The organism is Amycolatopsis pithecellobii, from assembly GCF_009707865.1.
Lineage (GTDB): Bacteria > Actinomycetota > Actinomycetes > Mycobacteriales > Pseudonocardiaceae > Amycolatopsis_E > Amycolatopsis_E pithecellobii.
Genome location: NZ_WMBA01000005.1, coordinates 76,188 through 96,659, shown reverse-complemented (window position 1 = coordinate 96,659; position 20,472 = coordinate 76,188). Strand labels below are relative to the sequence as shown.

The 20,472-nt window shown below is 68.3% G+C and carries 23 protein-coding genes and 1 pseudogene; 9 read left to right on the top strand and 15 right to left on the bottom strand.

Annotated features, from left to right (window positions below; translation table 11 throughout):
• Positions 1–4 precede the first annotated feature (4 nt).
• Positions 5–976 (bottom strand): glycosyltransferase, encoded by a 972-nt coding sequence (locus tag GKO32_RS05210; protein WP_312867502.1) that lies wholly within the window; start codon positions 974–976, stop codon positions 5–7.
• A gap of 75 nt (positions 977–1,051) precedes the next feature.
• Between GKO32_RS05210 and GKO32_RS05205 the strand changes: the two genes are divergently transcribed.
• The gene (locus GKO32_RS05205) at positions 1,052–1,906 is read left to right on the top strand and encodes an SDR family oxidoreductase (RefSeq protein WP_154755621.1); all 855 of its coding nucleotides are present in this window, start codon (positions 1,052–1,054) and stop codon (positions 1,904–1,906) included.
• 4 nt (positions 1,907–1,910) lie between these two features.
• Here the strand turns inward: GKO32_RS05205 and GKO32_RS38735 are convergent, their stop codons facing one another.
• From GKO32_RS38735 to GKO32_RS05185, 4 genes and pseudogenes are all read right to left on the bottom strand, one after another.
• Positions 1,911–2,951 (bottom strand): GAF and ANTAR domain-containing protein, encoded by a 1,041-nt coding sequence (locus tag GKO32_RS38735; RefSeq protein WP_154755620.1) that lies wholly within the window; start codon positions 2,949–2,951, stop codon positions 1,911–1,913.
• A pseudogene (locus tag GKO32_RS05195) lies at positions 2,951–3,076 on the bottom strand (metallophosphoesterase); the annotation flags it as partial. The pseudogene GKO32_RS05195 and the gene GKO32_RS38735, both read right to left, overlap by 1 nt.
• Before the next feature lie 89 nt (positions 3,077–3,165).
• Complete coding sequence (locus GKO32_RS05190) at positions 3,166–4,209, bottom strand: NAD-dependent epimerase/dehydratase family protein (protein ID WP_154755619.1); 1,044 nt, start codon at positions 4,207–4,209, stop codon at positions 3,166–3,168.
• Between the two features lie 218 nt (positions 4,210–4,427).
• Positions 4,428–4,628, bottom strand: a complete 201-nt coding sequence (locus tag GKO32_RS05185; RefSeq protein ID WP_154755618.1) for a DUF2795 domain-containing protein — start codon at positions 4,626–4,628, stop codon at positions 4,428–4,430.
• Between the two features lie 220 nt (positions 4,629–4,848).
• Between GKO32_RS05185 and GKO32_RS05180 the strand changes: the two genes are divergently transcribed.
• Positions 4,849–5,199, top strand: coding sequence for an anti-sigma factor antagonist (locus GKO32_RS05180; RefSeq protein WP_154755617.1), 351 nt, complete (start codon positions 4,849–4,851; stop codon positions 5,197–5,199).
• Here GKO32_RS05180 and GKO32_RS05175 read toward each other — a convergent pair.
• Positions 5,162–6,439 (bottom strand): cytochrome P450, encoded by a 1,278-nt coding sequence (locus tag GKO32_RS05175; RefSeq protein ID WP_154755616.1) that lies wholly within the window; start codon positions 6,437–6,439, stop codon positions 5,162–5,164. The genes GKO32_RS05180 and GKO32_RS05175 overlap by 38 nt on opposite strands.
• Positions 6,440–6,536: 97 nt before the next feature.
• Between GKO32_RS05175 and GKO32_RS05170 the strand changes: the two genes are divergently transcribed.
• Together GKO32_RS05170 and GKO32_RS05165 are read left to right on the top strand one after the other, a co-directional pair.
• Positions 6,537–6,953 carry a CBS domain-containing protein gene (locus tag GKO32_RS05170; protein ID WP_154755615.1) on the top strand — a complete coding sequence of 139 codons (417 nt, stop codon included), beginning with the start codon at positions 6,537–6,539 and terminating at the stop codon, positions 6,951–6,953.
• A gap of 60 nt (positions 6,954–7,013) precedes the next feature.
• The gene (locus GKO32_RS05165; RefSeq protein WP_154755614.1) at positions 7,014–9,038 is read left to right on the top strand and encodes a CocE/NonD family hydrolase; all 2,025 of its coding nucleotides are present in this window, start codon (positions 7,014–7,016) and stop codon (positions 9,036–9,038) included.
• On the opposite strand, the gene GKO32_RS40425 is transcribed toward GKO32_RS05165, so the two are convergent.
• Positions 8,926–9,297: a hypothetical protein gene (locus GKO32_RS40425; RefSeq protein WP_376765926.1), complete on the bottom strand. Its 372-nt coding sequence runs from the start codon at positions 9,295–9,297 to the stop codon at positions 8,926–8,928. The two genes, GKO32_RS05165 and GKO32_RS40425, sit on opposite strands and share 113 nt — an antisense overlap.
• Positions 9,294–9,857 (bottom strand): hypothetical protein, encoded by a 564-nt coding sequence (locus tag GKO32_RS05160; RefSeq protein ID WP_312867501.1) that lies wholly within the window; start codon positions 9,855–9,857, stop codon positions 9,294–9,296. Before GKO32_RS05160 ends, GKO32_RS40425 begins: the two co-directional genes overlap by 4 nt.
• Before the next feature lie 5 nt (positions 9,858–9,862).
• On the opposite strand from GKO32_RS05160, the gene GKO32_RS05155 reads away from it, so the two are divergent.
• Positions 9,863–11,137, top strand: coding sequence for an ATP-grasp domain-containing protein (locus GKO32_RS05155; protein WP_312867500.1), 1,275 nt, complete (start codon positions 9,863–9,865; stop codon positions 11,135–11,137).
• 4 nt (positions 11,138–11,141) lie between these two features.
• Here GKO32_RS05155 and GKO32_RS05150 read toward each other — a convergent pair whose 3' ends face one another.
• From GKO32_RS05150 to GKO32_RS39655, 5 genes are read right to left on the bottom strand one after another with little or no spacing between them, the layout of a single operon-like run.
• Positions 11,142–12,086: an alpha/beta hydrolase fold domain-containing protein gene (locus GKO32_RS05150; RefSeq protein WP_246243190.1), complete on the bottom strand. Its 945-nt coding sequence runs from the start codon at positions 12,084–12,086 to the stop codon at positions 11,142–11,144.
• Positions 12,067–12,327, bottom strand: coding sequence for a PRC-barrel domain containing protein (locus GKO32_RS05145; RefSeq protein ID WP_154755613.1), 261 nt, complete (start codon positions 12,325–12,327; stop codon positions 12,067–12,069). Before GKO32_RS05145 ends, GKO32_RS05150 begins: the two co-directional genes overlap by 20 nt.
• A complete protein-coding gene (locus GKO32_RS05140; protein ID WP_154755612.1) occupies positions 12,314–12,679 on the bottom strand; it encodes a PRC-barrel domain-containing protein in 366 nt (121 codons plus the stop codon). The genes GKO32_RS05145 and GKO32_RS05140 overlap by 14 nt, the downstream gene beginning before the upstream one ends.
• A complete protein-coding gene (locus GKO32_RS05135; protein WP_154755611.1) occupies positions 12,676–13,908 on the bottom strand; it encodes an NRAMP family divalent metal transporter in 1,233 nt (410 codons plus the stop codon). The genes GKO32_RS05140 and GKO32_RS05135 overlap by 4 nt, the downstream gene beginning before the upstream one ends.
• Positions 13,905–14,030 (bottom strand): hypothetical protein, encoded by a 126-nt coding sequence (locus GKO32_RS39655; RefSeq protein ID WP_281353758.1) that lies wholly within the window; start codon positions 14,028–14,030, stop codon positions 13,905–13,907. Before GKO32_RS39655 ends, GKO32_RS05135 begins: the two co-directional genes overlap by 4 nt.
• A gap of 154 nt (positions 14,031–14,184) precedes the next feature.
• Here GKO32_RS39655 and GKO32_RS05130 point away from each other — a divergent pair, with 154 nt between their 5' ends.
• Positions 14,185–14,445 (top strand): hypothetical protein, encoded by a 261-nt coding sequence (locus tag GKO32_RS05130; protein WP_154755610.1) that lies wholly within the window; start codon positions 14,185–14,187, stop codon positions 14,443–14,445.
• On the opposite strand, the gene GKO32_RS05125 is transcribed toward GKO32_RS05130, so the two are convergent.
• Positions 14,437–14,865, bottom strand: coding sequence for an NAD(P)H-dependent oxidoreductase (locus tag GKO32_RS05125; protein WP_154755609.1), 429 nt, complete (start codon positions 14,863–14,865; stop codon positions 14,437–14,439). The genes GKO32_RS05130 and GKO32_RS05125 overlap by 9 nt on opposite strands.
• A 171-nt stretch (positions 14,866–15,036) precedes the next feature.
• Here GKO32_RS05125 and ligD point away from each other — a divergent pair, with 171 nt between their 5' ends.
• Entirely contained in the window at positions 15,037–16,617 is a 1,581-nt protein-coding gene (ligD, locus tag GKO32_RS05120; RefSeq protein ID WP_312867499.1) for a non-homologous end-joining DNA ligase, read from the top strand.
• 254 nt (positions 16,618–16,871) lie between these two features.
• Here ligD and GKO32_RS05115 read toward each other — a convergent pair whose 3' ends face one another.
• Complete coding sequence (locus GKO32_RS05115) at positions 16,872–17,774, bottom strand: amidohydrolase family protein (protein WP_166459390.1); 903 nt, start codon at positions 17,772–17,774, stop codon at positions 16,872–16,874.
• A 146-nt stretch (positions 17,775–17,920) separates the two neighbouring features.
• Between GKO32_RS05115 and GKO32_RS05110 the strand changes: the two genes are divergently transcribed.
• Positions 17,921–19,432: an AMP-binding protein gene (locus GKO32_RS05110; RefSeq protein ID WP_312867498.1), complete on the top strand. Its 1,512-nt coding sequence runs from the start codon at positions 17,921–17,923 to the stop codon at positions 19,430–19,432.
• Positions 19,433–19,539: 107 nt separating this feature from the next.
• Entirely contained in the window at positions 19,540–20,439 is a 900-nt protein-coding gene (locus tag GKO32_RS05105; RefSeq protein WP_376765925.1) for a glutamate ABC transporter substrate-binding protein, read from the top strand.
• Positions 20,440–20,472: the final 33 nt, after the last annotated feature.

Sequence of the window (20,472 nt, the reverse complement as noted above, 5' to 3'; positions counted from 1 at the left end):
CGTCTCAGATCCTTTCCGCAGCGGTGAGTTCGGCGAACAGCGCGTCCCAGCGAGCAAGGAAGGCCCCCAGTCCGTGATGAGCGAGGGCGAACTCCCTGGCTCGTTTACCGGCCAGCTTCGCGAGGTCGGGCTCGTGCAGCAGTTCACCGAACGCGGTGGTCAGCCTGGTGAGGTCGGTGGACAGCGCGCCCGCGTCCGGCGGCACGGCCGCCACCGCTTCCGTGGTAGCCACCGCTACCACCGGCATCCCGAGATGCATCGCCTCCAAAAGGGACAGTCCCAGCGAAGTCCAGCGGGCCGTGTGCAGGTACACCCGCCGGCGCGCCACCTCTTCATGCAGTTGCCCGCTCGCCAGATCGGCGATCCCGCGCACGGCATGAGGCGCGGGTTCCGCGACGAAATCGGCAGCGCCGATACCGTAGAGATCGACCGGACCTGCCTGCGCGAACGCGGAAAGCACATCACTACCCGTGACGCGAGCCCGTCGTGCGGGCTCGTTGATCATCGCGACACCCCGGGCGAGTTCGCCCGTGTACCGCGGCCCGGGGTCGACGATCCCGTGTGGAATGACGACCGTCGGCGCACGCCCGGAGTCCCACATCAGCTCGTTGAAATGCGTCACGTGCACCACCGGGATCGCCGACTGGCCGGCGAGCGGATGCACCGAACTCGCCGCGTACGGCCGTGGCGCATTGTGTTCCACATAAACGGCGGGAATGTCTTTACCCGGGGTCCTGCCCAGCCATTCGGCGACCCGGTCGAGCTCTTCGGGACGCTGGAGCACCACGACATCCGGTTCGGTGTCCCGCAACCGGGAAACCGGCACCTCTTCGGCCTGTCCGGGCCAGTCACGGCCCGCCCGTCCCATTCCCCACGGACCGCCTCCGGGGAGTGCCGGGAGCAGGTAGTGGTGCCGGCCGTGGACGAACGCGTTCGTCCACGAGCCGTGCACGTGCCACAGCAGAACCCTGTTCACACCATTAGTCGTTTCCGCCGGCGCGCGAGTTAAACCCCGCAGGGTGGGTAGCCGGTGACCGGAAGGAGAGTGCGCATGTCCGATCCGATACGTCCGCCACAGCAGCAGGAGCCGCCGGGGACGACGAAGCAGATGGATCCGCAGCCGCGGGACACGATGGCCGATTACGCAGGCCGGGAGCTGCTCACCGGTCAGTGTGCGCTGATCACCGGAGGTGATTCGGGGATCGGCCGCGCGGTTGCGATCGCGTTCGCCAAGGAGGGTGCCGATATCGCGATCGCCTACCTCGACGAGCACGAAGACGCCGGACGCACCGCCGAACTTGTTCGTGCCGAAGGCCGCGAATGTGTCCTCCTGCCGGGAGATCTGGCGGAAGCCGCGCAGTGCCGCGAAATCGTCGCGGAGACCGTGCGGCGCCTGGGCGGGCTGAACATCCTGGTGAACAACGTGGCCACGCAATGGCCCGTGGACAAACCGGAGGAACTGACGGAAAAGCAGTGGCTGCACACCTTCGATGTGAATATCCACAGCTATTTCCGGGTGACCGACGCGGCATTGGCGCATCTCGGTGACGGTGACGTGATCATCAACACCGGTTCGGTGAACGGCTTGCGCGGCAACAAATCCCTGATCGACTACTCGGCGACCAAGGGTGCGGTACACGCGTGGACCTACGCGATGGCGCAGGCGCTGGCCGACCGCCGGATCCGGGTGAACTGCGTGGCGCCGGGTCCGGTGTGGACCCCGCTGATCCCGTCCACGTTCCCGCCCGAGAAGGTGGAGAAGTTCGGCCTGCAGGTGCCGTTCGGGGAGGCCGCGCACCCCGACGATCTGGCGCCTTCGTACGTTTTCCTCGCTTCGAACCGGCTGTCCGGTTACTACAGCGGTGAAGTGCTCGCCGCGCTCGGCGGGGAGACGACGCCGGGCTGAGGGGTCAGCCGGGCAGGTCCAGTTCTCCGTGCCGGTCGGTGAGGGTGCGCGCGACGTCGACCAGCTTCACGTTCAGGGCCTGGGAAGTCGTGCGCAGCAGGTGGAACGCTTCGTCCGGGCTGATGCCCTGGCGGTTCATCAGGATCCCCTTCGCCTGCCCGATCACGTCGCGGGTGCTGATCGCCTCGCGCAGCTGGGTTGCCTGCAGTTCCGCCAGTTCCGTGGTGTGCGTGTGCGCCAGGGCGAGTGACGCGTGTGTGGCCAGCAGGAGCGCGAGATGGCGGTCGGTTTCGCTGAAACCGTGGAGCCGGCGGGAGTAGATGTTCAGCGCCCCGGAGGGACGGGCACTGCCGATGGCCTGTAACAGTTCGGTGGACAGGATCGAGGCGTACCCGTGGCCGACGGCGCCGGAGGCGAACTCGGGCCAGCGTTGTTCGTGGGCGAGGTCGTCACTGCGCACGTAGCCGGGTCCGTCGGGTTTCGCGGCGTCCAGGCACGGGCCTTTGCCGGAGTTGTACTGCACCTGATCGAGCTCGAGGGCGACCGGGTCTGTTTCGATCGGCGTGGTGAACTCGCCTTCCGGCGAGCGGAGCGTGACGCTGACCAGGTCGGCGGCGGGCATGACGACCCCGGCGGCTTCGACGATCTTTTCCAGCGCGGCCGCCACCGTGGTCTTGCCGAGCAGGGTGCGGGTCAGGGCTTCCAGTTGATCGGGCAGTGCGTTTTCACGGGGATCGTCATCGCTGGTCAGCGCCTGTTCGAGCGCGCCGAAGACCGGGGCCACGCCCAAGCCGGCCAGCGCGCGTGCTGCCGCGCCGGCCGGGTCGGCCACCACATGACAGCGGACCCCTTCATCGGCGCGGGCTCTGACGAAGGCGTGCACGGCACGCGCGTCGGTCGTACTCAGCGGCCCCACGCCTCGCAGGTCGAGTACCACCAGGGGCGCCAGTACCCCGGCTGCCTGGGCCAGCGTCCCGTCCAGGTCGTCGAGTGCACCGGAAAACCGGAGCACCAGCGCCTGCTGCACTGTCAACTCGTTCGCCATCAGACTCCCGCCATTGTGGCCTGCTCGAGAGAATAGGTCGCGTACGCCGCGCGGACCACCGGCTGCGCCACGTTGCGCACGCGCACGCCACCCGTCGTCACGCCTTGCTCGCAGCCGAAACGCGCTCCACAAGGGACAGTCCGCGGCGGTCTGGCACGCCACTTCGTGCCGGTCACCACGCGGGTGAGGCTCTGCAGCAGTGCGTCCACATCCATCAGGGATGTTTTCCGACTCCGGTGCGAATTTCGTGCGCGCGCGAGCCGTCCGGGGCCAACGGGGCGGTCTGGCCGCCGGCTCCTTCGCCTAGGCCGGTCAAGAACTCTTCGAGTGTTTCCTTCGCGCTGTAGCGGGGGCGCCAGTCCAATTCGGACTCGGCGCGGGCGGTACTCATCACCGGCAGGTGCAGGACGGCATCGAGCAACCCGGGTGTCGCGGGCACCAGGCGCAGCCGCCACGCCGCGGAAACCACTTGCCGGGCAAGGAAAGCAGGTACCGGCACCGGACGAGCGCCCAGCAGCTCGCCGAGAACTCCGGTGTCCACCACCGGATCGGTGGCCAGATTGAACGCACCGGACACCGGCCGGGTCACGCAGCGGCGGATCGCGTCGGCCACGTCGTCACTGTGCACCACCTGCATGCGCAGCCCGGGAATGTCCGGCAACACCGGGATCAGCCGGATCAGGCTGCCCGGCACGAACGGCCCGGCGAACAGCCGGCGTTGCTCGGAGGCGGTCTCGCGGCGGAACACGAAGCCCGGCCGGATCCGGATCACCTGAACCTCGGGGTGCGCGAGCTCGAAACCGTCCAGATACCTTTCCACATAAGCCTTTTCACGGGTGTACGCGGCGCCGGGCCAGCCATGGGTCGGCCAGTTCTCCGCGACCGGCCGGCCGTCCACGGCGGGCGAGTACGCTCCGATCGAGGACGAGTACACGATCTTTTTCGCGCCTGCCTGTGCGGCGGCTTCGAACACCCGGATGGAGCCGATGACGTTGGCCTGCCAGGTGATCTCGGGGGTCCGGGTCGGCTGGAAAAGCCACGCCAGGTGCACGACGACATCCGCGTCACGGAACAGCGTCGAAAGGTTACCGGTGGTGACATCGGCCTGGGCGAATTCGGTCTTCGGCAGCTGGAGCGGCGTGCCGCGGCGGGCGATGCCCAGCACCTGGGTGACCTCGGGGTCGGCGCCCAGCTGCCGCAGCACGGCCAGGCCGAGGTTGCCGGTGGCGCCGGTGACCACAATCCGTTGAGCTGCCATAAGAGAGGGAATACCCGTGCCCATGGTGGCTAACCATCGGCCGTCGAGTCGCAAGTGGACAGTCGGGTTCACCGCGGGGGCCGCGGCGGAAACCCGGCCGGTATGACTCGTGACGAGGACGAATCTTCACTGGACCCACCGCCAGAGAAGGTGCCCGGTATCGAGCCGGGTGGCGGCGCTGGTCGTCCTGGTCGCCGTCGGGATGTTCCGGTGATCCCTCAGCGCGGTTTCCCTTCCGTGCACGCGGCTTCCACGGCCTCGGCGGTGTCGTACCGGCGGCGCGGCAATGCGGACAGCTGACCGAGCGTGTCGTCGTCCGCCCCGGCGGCCGCCGCCTGGCGGAGGAGATCGCTGTGCTCACAAGGAAACCGCATCCCGTCGACGGTGGTCCGCAGCCGGTCGTAGTCCGGTGCCGTCATCGCGTTCTCCGTTCGTCGTTGACCTTGAATACCCGTCACCGCCCTGGGTATCCGGATGGCTCGATCGCAATCGCCACGGCAGGGAGACGCGCGTCGCCGCTGGCCGGCGCGCTGACCTGGGCGCTTGCTTATCCCTGAGAACAGGCTACGGTCGGAGTGGTACTCAGGTTGAATCCACAGCCTGCCGCCCACGAGCGACGTCGTCGCATGGGAGGGCACCATGGCTAACACATCATCGGGTGAGTTGCTGAGGATCAGCCGGGAATTTACCGATGACGGCGTGCTCGTGCGCGTCGCGGGAGACCTGGACATGGCGACCGCGGGGAAACTCGCTGAAGAGCTGCGCATTGCGCGTGAACTGGGGGCGGCGTCGGCGCCGCTGATCGTGCTCCTGGACGAGGTGGACTTTCTCGGCTCGGCCGGGCTGGCCGTCCTCGTCCACGAAAGTAACGGACTGCGCATCGTGGCTTCGTCGCGCCTTGTGCTGCATTCCATCGCCGCGACCGGCCTGGCCGAGGTGTTGCCGGTCTTCCCTACCGTCGAGGACGCGCTGGCCCGAACCGCAGCGTGAAGTGATCGAGCGTGGCCGGAAGGTAGCCGGGCGGCAGGTTCTTGTCCGTCGACCATTCTCGCCGCACCAGCCCCGCGAGCAGCATCGACGTCGTGTACAGCACCACGTCCCGGCCGGGGCACGCGCCGGGCCCCGCGCTGAACGGCACCAGTGCCGGTTCGGCCGCGGCCCGGCCGTCGAGCCAGATGTCGGGGTCGAAGCGGTCGGCGTAGGGCAGCTGTTGCCCGTCCCGGTGGAAGAACGGGGTGAACACCAGGAACGTGGTTCCTTTCCGGCCCCGTGAGGTGTCCGTGGTGCTCTCCCGCAGCAACGCGGGCGTCGTCGGCCAGAGCCGCACGGATTCGAGCACGCAGGCACGCAGGAACGGCAGCTGCCGGGGCCCCGCCAGATCCGTCGCTTCGGCGCGGGCCCGTGCGGCGGCCTCCGGATGAGCGGCCAGCAGGGCGAGCGCGCGGAACGTGGCGATCCCGGCGGCGTCGAACGCGAACAGCCAGTGCGGCACCTGCCCGGCCGGGTCGGTGCCGGGTGCGGCCGGCGTGGCGTTGAGTGCGGCGGCGAGGCTGCCCGGCCGGTCGAGCGCCACCTGGCGGCGCACGAGGTGGAGAAAACGGTCGCGGAGATGGTGGCGTTTCGGGCGCCCGTAGGCCCAGTTCGCGGCGAGCCGGAGCTTGCCGAGCAGCTCGGTCAGCTCCTGGTCTTCGGCGGTGTCGCCGCCGAGCGTGATCTCGCGGACGAGTTGCCACCAGCGTGCGCTGAACGTGTCCCAGTCCAGCCCGTCCGCGGGCAGCTCGCTCGCGCGCCGCGTGATGCGCTCAGCCCACGGGGCGGCGAGTTCGTGCAGTGCCCGGCCGGGTTCGAGCACCTTCTCGGTGAACTCACGCCGGGCGGCACGCAGGCCGTCGCCGGAAATCAGCACGCCGTGTGGCTGAAAATGGCTCAACGCGGCCGTTTTCTCGCGCGTCGCCGGGCTGAACGGGCTCGGCGTCCTGGCCAGCAAGCTGCCGGCGTCGCCGTGCTCGAGCACCACGCTGACCGACCGGCCTGGCATCCGCAGGCGCACGGGCTGACCGTGGTACCGGGCCCGCAGCCGTTGCAGCAGCCGGATTCCCGCGCGATCAAGCTGGAGCCGTTCCGCCACCGCCATGGCACGTGGCCGCCGCTTGATGACTCCGCCCGCCAGTGTCGGGGTGAGGATCTGTGCCGCGACGCGCGCGGTGTCGGAAAAGGACGCCTTGGTCATGACGCCCGACTTACCCCGATCCGGCCGTGGTCGAAACCGATTGAGCGGCGCCCCGCTGGGTACGCCGGGAAAAGGGTCACGCGATGAAGGAGAAGTGATGACCAAGGCACGCGACATCATGACGAAGAATCCGCAGTGCGTGCGGACGAGCGAAGCCGTGCTCGACGCCGCGCGCCGGATGGCCGACCTTTCGGTGGGTGCGCTGCCCATCTGCGGGGAGGACAACCGGCTCAAGGGCATGCTCACCGACCGCGACATCGTGGTCGAGGTTTTGGCCGCCGGCAAGGATCCGCGCGCGATCCAGGCAGGCGATCTGGCGCAGGGTGAGGCCGTGACGATCGGCGCGGACGACGAGGCCGAGGAGATCCTCAGGACGATGCGCGAGCACAAGGTGCGCCGGCTGCCGGTGATCGACGGGCATGAGCTCGTCGGCATCGTGGCGCAGGCCGACGTCGCGCGTTCGCTGACCGATCCGAAGGTCGGGGACCTGCTGGAAGCCCTGTCCACGGACTGATTCCCTGACGAGCCCGCCCGGTGCACGGGCGGGCTCGCTGACGCGGCGAAGGGAGCATGGATGCGCACGGTGACCTCGTTCCCGTACGAGATCACAGTGGACGAGAACGTGTGGATTCCGATGGGGGACGGTGTCCGGCTGGCCGCGAAGATCTGGCGCCCGGTTTCTTCCGGCGACACGCCGGTCCCCGCGATTCTGGAGTACATCCCTTACCGCAAGCGGGATCTGACCGCTGAACGGGACGCGATCCACCACCCTTACCTTGCGGGGCACGGTTATGCCTGTGTCCGGGTGGATTTACGCGGAACCGGCGAGTCGGAGGGCGTGCTGGCCGACGAATATCTCGATCAGGAGCACGCCGACGCCGAAGAGGTACTGGAATGGCTCGCCGGTCAGCCGTGGTGCACCGGGCAGACTGGGATGATAGGGATTTCCTGGGGTGGGTTCACGGCTTTGCAGGTGGCGGCGCGTAAACCGCCGAGCCTGGGGGCGATCGTGATCTCGTCGTTCACCGATGACCGGTACTCCGACGACATGCACTACATGGGTGGCGCGCTGCTGTCGGACAACGTGGCCGAGGCGGGGACGATGTTCGCCTACGCGACGCTGCCGCCGGACCCGGCGCTGGTGGGGGACCGGTGGCGTGAGATGTGGTTGGAGCGCTTGGAGAACTGCAGCCTGTGGGCGGGAAACTGGCTGAGCCACCAGCGGCGCGACGAATACTGGCGGCGCGCATCGGTGTGCGAGGACTACTCCGGCGTCGGAGTGCCGGTGCTCGCGTCGAGTGGCTGGGCCGACGGGTACTCCAACGCCGTGGCGCGCCTGCTCGGCAATCTCGACGTGCCTCGCAAGGGACTCATCGGGCCGTGGTCGCACAAGTACCCGCATCTCGGCGAACCGGGCCCGGCCATCGGTTACCTGCAAGAAGTCGTGCGCTGGTGGGACCATTGGCTCAAAGGTGCGGACAACGGCGTGCTGGACGGCCCGATGTTGCGCACCTGGATGCAGGAAAGCGTGCCGCCCTCGACCGCCTACGCAGACCGGCCGGGGCGATGGGTCGGCGAGCCGGACTGGCCCTCCCCGCATGTCCGCCCGGTCGAATTCCCGTTGGCGCGTCACCGGATCGCGCGCGAAGGCGAGCAGGTGCCCGACGCCGAGGTGGCGGTGTGTTCGCCGCTGTCGGTGGGGCAGTTCGCGGGAAAGTGGGCCTCCTACAACGCGCCGCCCGATCTTCCTTACGACCAGCGGGAAGAGGACGGCGGTTCGCTCGTGTTCGAGACGGACACGCTGCCCGGACGCTGCGAGATCCATGGTGCGCCGGTGGTGCGGCTCGCGGTATCGGCGGACAAACCGGTCGCGATGATCGCCGCCCGGTTGTCCGATGTGGCGCCGGACGGGCGGGCCACCAGGGTCACCTACGGCCTGCTCAACCTGACCCACCGCAACGGGCATGACACGCCGGAACCGTTGGTACCGGGGGAAACCTACGAGGTGAGCGTGCAGCTCAACGCCGTGGCGCAGGCTTTCCCGCCAGGGCACCGGATCCGGCTGTCACTGTCCACTTCGTACTGGCCGCTCGCGTGGCCGCCACCGGAGCCGGCGCTGCTGAGCGTGCACACCGGCGGGAGCGCGCTGCGGTTGCCCATCCGGCCGGTCGGGGAGGAGGACGAGGTCACCCCCCAGCCGTTCGCCGAACCCGAAGGCGCCGCACCCCTTGCCACGACCCAGCTCACGCCGGGCGAGCAGCGCTGGACGGTGTGCCGTGACCTGGTCGGGTACGACAACGCGCTGGAGATCGTGAAGAACGCCGGGCTCGTCCGGTTCGACGAGCTGGACCTGGAAGTGGACCGGCGGGTGCGGGAACGGTACGGCTGGGTGGCCGACGACTTCTGTTCCGCCCGTGGTGACACGTGGTGGTCCATCTCGTTCCGCCGGGGTGAGTGGTCGGCCAGAACCGACACCCATACCTCGGTCACCTGCACGCCGGACGAGTTCGTCGTGCACGCCACCCTCGACGCCTACGAAGGCGAGGTCCGGACGTTTTCCCGGAACTGGGATCGCCGGATTCCCCGCGACCACGTGTGACCCGAGCGATGGTCTGTCCATTGTGGAACGCTGCGATCACCCGTGGGTCCACATAGGACCTCCGGCAGGCCGCAGGCGTGTTTCCCAGCGCCTCGGCGACTTCCCGGATGACCTCGCGTTCCCGGCGTTTCGCCGCCGCCTTGGACTTCGGTTGTCCGGCGGCGGCGAAGGCGGTGGCCGCGAGCACCGTGGCCGTCCAGGTTCGCAGATCCTTGGCCGGGCAGTCCTCACCCGCGAGTTCCTTGAACCGGGTGTTCACGTCCTCGGCGTACAACGGCCGCCATTCACGTCCCTCCGGTAGCAGAGCAAGCGGTCGCTTCCGGTTCGCGCCCGCAGCAACGCCTTCACGGTTTTCGCCACCTCTGGATCGTGCAGCACCACGGCCCGGTGGATGCCACCTTTGGCGGGATACTCGAACTTCGCGTCGTCCCCACGGACACTGCTGTGCTCGCGCAACAGGGTCGCGACTCCGCGCGTGCCGTGTTCACTGGCGTATTCTTCTCCGCCGGTGCGGAAGATCCCGAGATCCAGCATGCGCAACGCGGCCGCCACCACGCGGCGGTAGCCGAGCCCGCGCGCCACCAGATCCGCTCGGACTTCGGCGCGCCACTCCGGCAGGCGTGCGGCCATGGCCAGCACGCGGTCGTGCTTCTCCTCGTCACGCCGGCGGCGCCACTGCTCGTGGTAAAGGTACTGCCGCCGGCCGGCGTCGTCGGTGCCGACCACCTGGATGTGCCCGTCCGGGTGGGGACAGATCCAGACGGATCGCCCGACGTTCGGGGAGTACCCCGTTTTGCCTTCATTCCGTGGGGTATTCACGTGCGGTGTCCAAGAATGTATTCGTGCTCGGACTCGACGAGCAGAACGCGAAGATTCTCGAACGCATCTCGTGGGCCGGGGAGTACCGGTTCCGGGGGCTCCTGACACCGGCCGAACTGCAACACGGCGAGATCGACCTGGGCGGGTTGCTGCGCAAAGCGCGCGAGCAACTCGACGCCGTGGACGGCCCGATCGCCGCGATCGCGAGCTACTGGGATTTCCCGGCCGCCACCATGGTTCCCTTGCTGTGCTCGGAATACGGGCTGCCCAGCGTGTCGCTGGAGGCCGTGCTCCGGTGCGAGCACAAGTACTGGAGCCGGCTGCTGCAACGAGAGGTGATCGACGACATCCCCGCGTTCGGCACCGTGGATCTCGACGATGACGAACCGGGCCCGCCCGACGGGGTCGATTACCCGATGTGGCTCAAGCCGGTGAAATCCTTCTCGTCGGAACTGGCCTTCCACGTTTCGGGGCCGGACGAATTCGCCGACGCGGTAGCGGAGATCCGCGCGGGGATCGGCCGGGTCGGCGACCCGTTCGACGAAGTGCTGGGGAAGGTGGAGCTGCCGCGGGAAATCACCGAAGTCGGGGGAGCGGCCTGCCTGGCGGAGGAAGAGATCCGGGGCGTGCAGGCCGCCGTCGAGGGGTACGTGTACGACGGTGATGTCGTCGTTTACGGTGCGCTGGATTCGGTGAACTACGACGGGACGCCGTCCTTTCTGCGGCACCAGTATCCGTCGCGGCTGCCGGCGGAAATCGTCGGCAGGCTGAAGGAGATCTCGCGGACCGTGATGAGCCATCTCGGTTTCGACAACGCCACGTTCAGCATCGAATTCTTCTACGACAAGGATTCGGGCCAGGTGCGGCTGCTGGAGATCAACCCGAGGCACTCGCAGTCGCACGCCGAACTGTTCGAAGCCGTGGACGGGATCGCCAATCACGAGGTGATGCTGCGCCTCGGCCTCGGCCAGGACCCAGCCCACCATCCGCACGAGCCCGGTCGCTACCGGGTGGCGGGAAAATGGATGTACCGCAGATTCGACGGCGACGCGCTGGTGACCCGCGTCCCGACGGACGCGGAGATCGCCGAAATCGAGCAGCGGGTACCAGGCACCACGATCGAGATCAGCGCGATCGAAGGGCAGCGGCTGTCGGACTTGCCGGAGCAGGACAGCTACAGCTACGAACTCGCGCACCTGTTCGTACGAGCGCAAACCGATGCGGAGCTGGCGGAGAAATACCAGGCCTGCGTCGACGCGCTGCATTTCGAATTCGAGTAACGGCTCACCGGTCGGCCGGAGGGCGGCGCAGGATCCGCTCCAGGTGGTTCAGTTCCTCGCGCCCCTCGGGGATCTTTTCCATGACCCAGTTGTGGAACATGCCCCGGCGTTCGCGGTAGTCGATGTCGATCCCGGCCTCGGTGGCACGCCGGGCGAAGCGCCGGGCGTCGGGCAGCAGCACGTCGCGAGCGCCGATGAAAAGGCTGAACGGCCCCAGCCCGGCCAGATCGGCGTAGCGCGGGCTGATCCGGGGATCGTGCGGGTCGGCGCCTTCGGCGTACATCCGGCCCGCCTCACGCAGCCCGGTGATGCCGAGCATCGGGTCGTAATCGTCCAGCAGCACCGACATCGGATCGTCGAGCAGGACGTCGAGCCACGGCGAGATCAGCACGATTCGTTCCGGTTGCGGTTCCCCGCGTTCCCGCAGTTTCTGCGCGATGGCCAGCGCCAGCGCCCCGCCCGCGGAATCGCCGGACAGAATCCGCCGCTGCGGTGGGGTTTCGCGCAGGAGCCGTTCGTAGGCCGCCTGGACCATCGGCAGGATCGTGGTGTGGCTGTAGCGCGGCACCAGCGGGTAGATCGGGAGCGTCACCGTGCACCTGAGGCGCCGCACCAGTTCCGCAGCGAACCGCCAGTGGTGTGGCTCGATCTCCTCCACGAAGCCGCCGCCATGCAGGTGCAGCACCTGCAGATCACCGGCGCCGGCGCGCGGACCGATGGTGTAGCACGGAAAACCGTCGACGTCGTGCCGACGCACCGCGGACGTGCGCTGCAGCCATCGCGGAGGCTTCCGCTTCGACGCGCGCTGATGCCGCGGCAACCGCCGGTGCAGCGCGTCCGCGCTGTCGTAGAACCGTTTCTGGCCGCTCGCACGCAATGCGGCGATGCGAAGTCTGGCCGGCATGCTGACCATGGCGCCTCCGTCGTCGTCACCGGTCCCAGCGGACATCAGCCCACGGGACCTCTTGCGGTTCCTGAAAGAGAATCCTGGCGAGGTGGCGCAGCCACGGGCCTTCCCGTCCCGGGCGGTGGTAGGCCAGCAGCCGGGCGTGCCGGCGCCGGCTGACGAGCACCGCCGCGATCACCAGGCGGCCTGCCTCGTCCGGCCGGCCGATCAGTTCGGTCACTTTCCCCAGCGGGCGTCCGTGCACATCGTGGACCCGCCGCCCCAGCAGTTCACTGGCTCTCATGGCGTGCTCCCGGGATACGGCCGATCACGTGCCGTCGCAGCCAGCTCTCCAGCGGGGGGAGGTCCAGCACTTCGGCGTGCAGGGACAACGTCACGTGATTGCCCACTTCCAGTACGTGGTCACAGGTGATCCGCAGCGACCCCGGGCGGGGCCACCGGAGAAATCGCCCGAGCAACCCGCCGACCCGCTCGGCGAGCACGCGCCCGCCGGTCAGCAGGGCCACCACGCGGTAGTGGCCGTCGCCGGTGGGCTCGAGTTCGACGTCGTCGACCTTCCCGATCATGCGGCCGTCGATGTCGACGATCTGCCGGTCCAGCAAGTGAAACTCGATCAGCAGCTGCCCGTCCGTCATGATTCTCCCATCCCGGTCACGATCATCAGCGGCAACGCGGCCAGCGCGGCGACCAGGATGATGACGAGGAAGACCACACCGAGGATGTTCGCGACCCGCCCGTTGACGTTGTCTCCCAGGTAGTCGCGGTCGTTGGCGACGACCAGGATCGGCAGGTAGGTCAGCGGCAGCACGACGGCGCTGAACACGAGTGACAGCTCGGTGATCTGCACCGGGTCCACTGTGGTCAGTAACAACGCCGCGCCGAGCAGGATGGACAGCAGCACCACGGTGTGGAACCTGGCCGCCTCGCGGGGCTGTACGAATTTTCCCCACTGCCAGCCGAAATACTGGGCAACCGAGTAGCCTGTGGACAGTCCCGTTTCCAGTGCGGCGCCGAAGGTCGCGGCGAAGAACCCGATCATCACCACGACCAGCCCGATCTTGCCCAGCGCGAGCGCCACCGGCAGCGCGGTCTGGCTCAGCTGCTCGACCTGCACCCCGGCCGGTTCGAACACCGTGGCCGCGCAGCCCATGATGGCGATGCCGAGCAGCCCGCCGAGCGGGAACCCGACGAACGTGTTGCTGCGTGCGGTCACCAGATCACGCGGACCCCACTTTTCCTCCACACCACCGGAAGAGAAGAAGAACACCTCGTACGGCGTGAGTGCCGAAGCGAACAACGACACCGCCAGGTAACCGTAGGTGCCCCAGTTCTCGCCCTCGGTCGGCCTTGGCCGCGTCAGGTCCGCGGCGAAGGTGCCCCATTGTGGACGGAGTGTGAAAAACGCGATCACGAACACCACGAGCGCGATCCCGGCGAACCCGAAGATCTGTTCCATCAGCTCGAACTTCACCCGCCACAACACGAACCAGACCGCGAACGCGGCCAGCGGCACCCACAACAGGTGTGGCAGGCCGCTCGCGAGCTGGATGGTCAGTGCGACCCCGCCGATCTCGGCGGTAAGCGTGAGCAGGGTGACGGCATACGAGCCGGCGAGGTTCGCCATCGCCATGCGCGGCCCGAGCCGTTCGCGCACCAGGTCGAACACCGGACGGTGGCTGACGGCGGCGACCCGGCCCGCCATCTCCGCGAACACGCAGATCCCGATCACGCCGAGGACCACGATCCACAGCTGGCGCAGGCCGAACCGCGCGCCCGACTGGGCGTTGGCGACCAGGTCGCCGATGTCGACGAAACCGCCGATCGCCGTCAGGATACCGAACGTGACCGTCAGTGCCTTCTTCATGGGCGGCTCGTCACGAACGCGTCCAGCTGATCCGGCAGGGCCGCGACCTGGCGCTCGGCGGCGGCGACGCGTTCCTGCGCACCCGCGTCGAGCGCGTCACGCGCCTCGCTGACCGTGGCCACCAGCTCCTGCAACCGGGTAGCTGCCGGAGCGCAGCCGTGACGACGACGAGCAGCCTCCGATGCACACGCCGGGGTACCCGGAGATCGACAGCTCAAACTGGGTGTTTCGGCTGCCGGGCAGCGGGGAAGCCGGTGGTAGAAGGAGGAACCGGTCATGAGCGGCCCGACTGTCCTTTTCGGACGAAAACTGGCGATGTTGCGGGCAGTGGCCGACGGGCGTGCGGAAGGCATCGTCAGCACGGAACCTGATCTGTACGTGGACGGTCTTCCGTGTTCGGACCAGCCGAGCGCGCATGAACTGGCCCACGCGGGCCTGATCGCCACGTCGCGCTCCGGGCTTCCCGGTGACCGGGTGCCCGTCGAGATCACCCGCGCCGGCCTCGCCGCACTGGGCCGAACCGGGCGGTCAGCCTGAAGAATACTGGTGCTCGCGCAACAACGACGTGAGGTGCACCGCGTTGCGGGCGGCCGTCGCGTCGGTCCAGGTGACCGCTTCGGGTGTTTCGGGCAGGTCGTGGTAATCGCCCGGTTTCCTGGCCCCGAACATCGCGGGCCGTCCCGCACTGTCCGTTTCGGACAGTGCGGCGTCCAGCCGTTCGAGCACGCGTTGCGCCACACTGGAAGCATGGCCGAGCCACGTCGGCGTGGCCGGCACGAGGATGTCCGCCGCCGCGATCTTGCGCCGCAACTCCGGCCACGCGTCACCGTCCCCCATGTCGGCCTCGACGCCGGGCGGCAGCTGATCCAGCGGCTGCTGTGCGATCAGCTGACTGCTCGAGCGCGCGGGCGATGGCTTGAGCGTGCAGACCAAGGCCAGGGCGCGTAGTGAAGTCATGGCATGGGGTAACCACTGGACCCGGATTGAAACTACGAACGCCGTCTGCTGGGCAGCAGCGTGCTCCGCAGGTCTTCGCGTCCAGGCATGATGGATACACCTCCTCACCGCGGGGGATAGCCGTGGCCGATCCGGGTAAACCCGGTGGGCGGAGGGTGAAGGGAGCAAGCCGTGGCAGGTCGGCGCCGGCTGGCGGAATACCAGGCCAAACGGGATTTCACGAAAACCAGGGAACCGGCGGGTGACGGGCGCGGCGGCGGCACGGGGGACCTGTTCGTCGTGCAGCGGCATCGTGCCCGGCGGCGGCATTACGATCTGCGGCTCGAGCTGGACGGGGTGCTGGTGAGCTGGGCGGTGCCCAAGGGCCCGACGCTCGACCCGGACGTGCGCCGGATGGCGGTGCACGTCGAGGACCACCCCCTCGAGTACGCCGGTTTCGAGGGCGTCATCCCGGCCGGTGAGTACGGCGGCGGTGACGTGATCGTCTGGGACCACGGCACCTGGGAGCCGGCCGAGACCGACGACCCCGCACAGGCCATCGCCGACGGCAACCTCCACTTCGACCTGCACGGCGAGAAACTCGTGGGGCGGTTCGTGCTGGTTCGAAAGGGACGCGGCGACTCCGCGGACAAGGAACAGTGGCTGCTGCTGCACAAGCACGATGATCACGCGAGCAAGGGCTGGGACGCGGAGGACTACCCCAAGTCAGTCCAAAGTGGACGCACGAACGACGAGGTCGCCGCCGCTCCCGAGGCGACCTGGCACAGTGACCGCCCGGCCGCCGAGGCCGAGGTCCGCATCTGGCAGGCGCCCACGCCGGACGAGCTCGCGGAGCTCGATGCGCTGGGCGCCAAGGGAACCTGGACCCTCGGCGGGCGGAAGCTGTCACTGACCAATTTGGACAAGGTCCTGTTCGGGAAGACCCGTGACTTCCCGGCGATCACCAAACGAGAACTGATCGCCTACTACGCCACGATCGCCCCGGTGATGTTGCCCTATCTCGCCGACCGCCCGCTCAACACTCACCGGTTCCCGGACGGCATCGCCAAACCCGGCTTCTGGCAGAAGGAAGCGCCGGGGCACGCGCCGAAGTGGTTGCGGCGCTGGCATTACGAGCGGGCGGCCGAGGACGAGACGCAGTGTTACCTCATCCCCGACAGCCCCGCCGCACTGGCGTGGCTGGCCAACTACGGGGCGCTGGAACTGCACGCCTGGACCTCCCGCGCGCCGGACGTGGACCATCCGACCTGGGCGCTGTTCGACATCGACCCCGGGCCGCGCACCGAACCGGAGGATCTCCTGCTGCTGGCCCGGTTGCACCGCACCGCACTGGAACACCTTGGCCTGCAAGGACGTCCGAAGGTCACCGGGCAGCGCGGTATCCAGGTGTGGGTGCCGATCGAACCGCGCTACACCTACGCCGAAACCCGGGCCTGGGCCGAGACGGTGTCCCGCACCATCGGGCGGGCGGTGCCGGAGCTGGTGAGCTGGGAATGGAACAAGGACAAACGCCGCGGGCTGGCGCGGCTGGACTACACCCAGAACGTCATCAACAAAACACTCGTCGCCCCCTACAGCGTGCGGCCCCGGCCGGGTGCGCCGGTTTCGGTGCCGCTGGAATGGGACGAGCTCGATGATCCCGGGCTGCGGCCCGACCGGTGGACCATCCACACCGTGGCGGACCGGTTGCGGGAGCGGAAAGATCCGTTCAGCGCGTTGCTCGGCGTCCGCCAGGAACTGCCGCGGCTGTAACCAGGCGGTGACGCGGATTGGGGGCCGTGGGGGAGTTGGTGCGATACAGCGCCGGGTCCGGTTTCGAGCGCCGCCACGGTGGCTTTGGCGGCCTGGACGAGCGTCCGCCTTTCCTGGCCCGGCAACCGGATCGCGCGGGCGACCCAGGCGGGCGGACCACCGTCGCGAATGAGGTGCATCCGAAACTCCGCGGGACGGGGACAGGATGGTCCTGGCCTTCCCGCCGGCGCGGCCGGGTATGCATCCGGATGCCGCTACTCGTGCCACCACAGCCGCAGCGCGTTCCCGGCGCCGACCGCGTCCCTTGCCGGGCCGGGCAGCGCGTCGAGCAGGCGGCGGAGCGGGATGGTCAGCTCGCTCCAGTTCTCCGGGCGTCCCAGCAGGTCGGTGCCGAGCACGAACCGGTCGGGGTGGCGGGTGATCAGCTTCGTCCATTCCGGACTGGGGGTGCCGTCGTCGGACAGCACGAGATCCAGCAGCTGCCAGGAAACGTCGATGTGCAGCCGCGGATGTTCGTCCAGCAGATGCTCGACGACTTCGTGTTGCCGGCGCGGTTCGACGCGGCGGGAAACCCCGGCGTGGCACCAGATAGTGGTCGTGCCGGGGTGGCGGGTGAGCATCCGGTCGAGCTGGCCGACGTATTCGTGCTCGCCGGGCCGGCCGGGTGAGCTGCTGTCGTGGTGCACCGCGACGGGGCAGTCCTGGTCGGCGGCGAAGGCGAAGACGGAGTCCAGCGCGGGATGGGCTGCCGACGGGTTCTCGCCGTGCGTAAGGTTGGTGAGATCGTCGTGGCGGAGCATGATTTCGCCGAGGCCGCGCCAGCAGTCGTGCCGCTCCCAGACGAGCTGGATGTGATCGACGGCGACCTGGTCGGTGGGATCGAAACCGCACAGCGTCGCGGCGAACCGGTCCCGCGGGAGCTCGGCGGCCAGGCTCGCGATGATCTCGTCGGTCAGGGAGAAGTAGTAGCAGGGCGAGTTGCCGTCGAGGTAGTAGTGCGGGCGGCGCGGTTCGTTCGACGGCCACTTCTTCTTGACCGGCAACCCGAAGAGCACGGCGCGGTCCACCCCGGCCGCGTCCATCCCGCGGAGCAGCTCACCGGCACTGGCCGGCTGCTGCAGGAAGTCCACGGCGTGCACATGCGCGTCGATCAACATCCGGCCAGCGTAATGGACCAGCGTCGAATTTCGCGGGCCGTGGCGACCGGGCGCTCGGCACCGGCCGATTCGTGCAACATATCGTAGAACGTTGCGCGAAAGGGCTGGGTTGTGACATCGTCTATGGCGTGCGCCAAGCGACGCGAGTGAGCAACGCGGCTCGGATTGTCTGGGACCTCGCGGACAGTCGTGCCGATGCGGTGGCCGTGCGTGACGACCGTCGCAAGTGGACATACCGGGACGTCAAGGCCCGCACCGCGGGTTTTGCCGCCGCACTCGGGGAAAACGGCGTCGGCCGTGGTGACCGGGTGCTGCTGGTGGTGCCGACGACGCTGGAGTTCGTTCCGGCGTACCTCGGCATACTCGCCGCCGGTGCGGTGGCGGTCACGGTGAACCCGATGTGCACCGAGCCCGAGCTGTCCTACTTCGTCGAGGACTCGGGCGCCCGCCTTGTGGTCAGCTGGCACGAAACCGGCGACGCGGCGCGCGCGGTCGCCGGCACGCACGGGCTCCCGCTCTGGGAGCTCGGGCCCGGCTTCGCCTGGCCGGCCCAGGATGCCGAGTGCGCCGAGGTGGAGCCGGGGGATCTCGCGGTGCTGCTCTACACCTCGGGCACGACCGGACATCCCAAAGGCGCGGAACTTTCCCACGGCAACATCATGTTCACGGTGCGGATGTATGTCCGGACGCTGAGCTTGGACGGCACCGACCGGATGGGAACGGCGCTGCCGCTGTTCCATGTCTACGGCCAGGTCGCCGTCCTGCGCACGGCGCTCGAGGCCCGCGCGCAACTGTCGTTGCTGCGCCCGTTCAGCGGTGCGGCGGCGGTCGGCCTGATCGCCGGCCACGGGCTGACGACGTTCTCCGGGGTCCCCACGATGTGGGCCGAAATGTTGCGGGCCGCCACCGGCAAGGAACAGTTCTCGACACTGCGCCTGGCGAGTTCCGGTGGTGCGGCGTTACCCGACGAGCTCGCTCGCGGGTTCCACACCCGCTTCGGTGTCACCATTCTGGACGGTTACGGCCTCAGCGAGACGACGTCGGCCGGTACGGTGAATCGTCCCGGTATACCAGCGAAACCGGGCAGTGCGGGGAAGGCGCAGCCCGGCCTGGACATCGCCATCCTCGATGACCAGGGTGAACCCGTTGCGGCCGGCGAGATCGGTGAGGTCGCCGTCGCCGGGCCCGCGGTCATGCAGGGCTACTGGAACCGTCCCGACGCCACCGCCGAGGCCATGCGCGGGCGGTGGTTGCGCACCGGTGATCTCGGCCGTCTCGACGACGACGGGTATCTGTGGATCGTCGACCGCAAGAAGGAACTGGTCATCCGTGGCGGGTACAACGTTTATCCCCGTGAGATCGAGGAACGCCTTTACGAACATCCCGCGATCCGGGAGGCCGTCGTCGTCGGTGTGCCTGATGCCCGGCTGGGTGAGGAAGTCGCGGCGGTCGTCGTCGCCGAGCCGGGCCAGGATCTCGACCTGACCGGGTTGCGTGCCTGGCTGTCCGAACGCCTCGCCGCGTACAAGGTTCCGCGCCTGTATCAGGTGATCGAGCGGTTGCCACGGGGCAATACCGGCAAGGTCCTCAAGCGCGCGCTGGACCGCGAGGAGATACGTCGGCAGGCCACCTACGTCGGCAGCGGCAACGCCAGCTGAGCACGCCGGTTCCTCAAGTCTCGATCAACCGCGGGGTTTTTCCCGTAACACCACCGTAAGCTGGCAAAGCATCACGGGATGAACGGCGAGAGACCGAGGAGATACTCGTGCGGTTCCGGATGTTCGCCATCGCTTTGGTGGCCGGCTCGACAATGGTAGCGGGCTGTGGAATCGATCAGGTGACCGCCCCACAGCTGCGACCGCCCGCGACACCGGTGGACTATCCCATCGCGCGCAACGTCAGCCTGCCGGGGTCGCCGGTGTTCGACAAGATCCGCAAGGCGGGGACCTTGGTGGTCGGCGTCAAGGATGACCAACCTGGACTGTCCATTCGGGACGTGGCGAGCGGGCGGTACGCCGGGTTCGACATCGAGATCGCGAAACTGGTGGCGGCAGGCCTCGGTTTCGGCAGCTACCGGATTTCCTATGTGCCCGTTGACTCGGCCGCCCGTGAACAGGCGATCAGCAACGGCGATGTCGATTACTACGTCGGCGCTTACACGATCACCGACAAGCGCAAGCAGCAGGTGTCGTTCGCGGGCCCGTACTTCACCGCAGGCCAGGATCTGCTGGTGCGCGCGGACGACAACACGATCACCGGCAAGGACGGCTTGCACGGCAAGAGAGTCTGCTCGGTGACCGGATCGACATCGATCCAGCGCGTGCGTGACCTGGCACTGACCGAACCCCGCAATATCTCGGAATTCCAAAAATACTCGGAATGTGTGGACAGGCTGGTGGCGGGCCAGACCGATGCGGTCACGGCCGACAACGCCGTGCTCGCCGGTTACGCCGCGCAGGAACCGGATGCGATGAAGCTCGTCGGCAAGACGTTTTCCGTGGAGCCCTACGGTGTCGGTCTGGCGAAGGACGACAAGGTGTTACGCGACGCGATCGACGACGTGCTGGAAAAGGCCGTGAACGACGGCACCTGGCGAGCGATCTGCGACCGGTACTTCGGCGTGGCCGGCGTCCCGGTCAGCGCACCGGCGATCGTGAGGTACTGAACCGCGGGGGAACGGGCACGGGCCTCCTCGCCG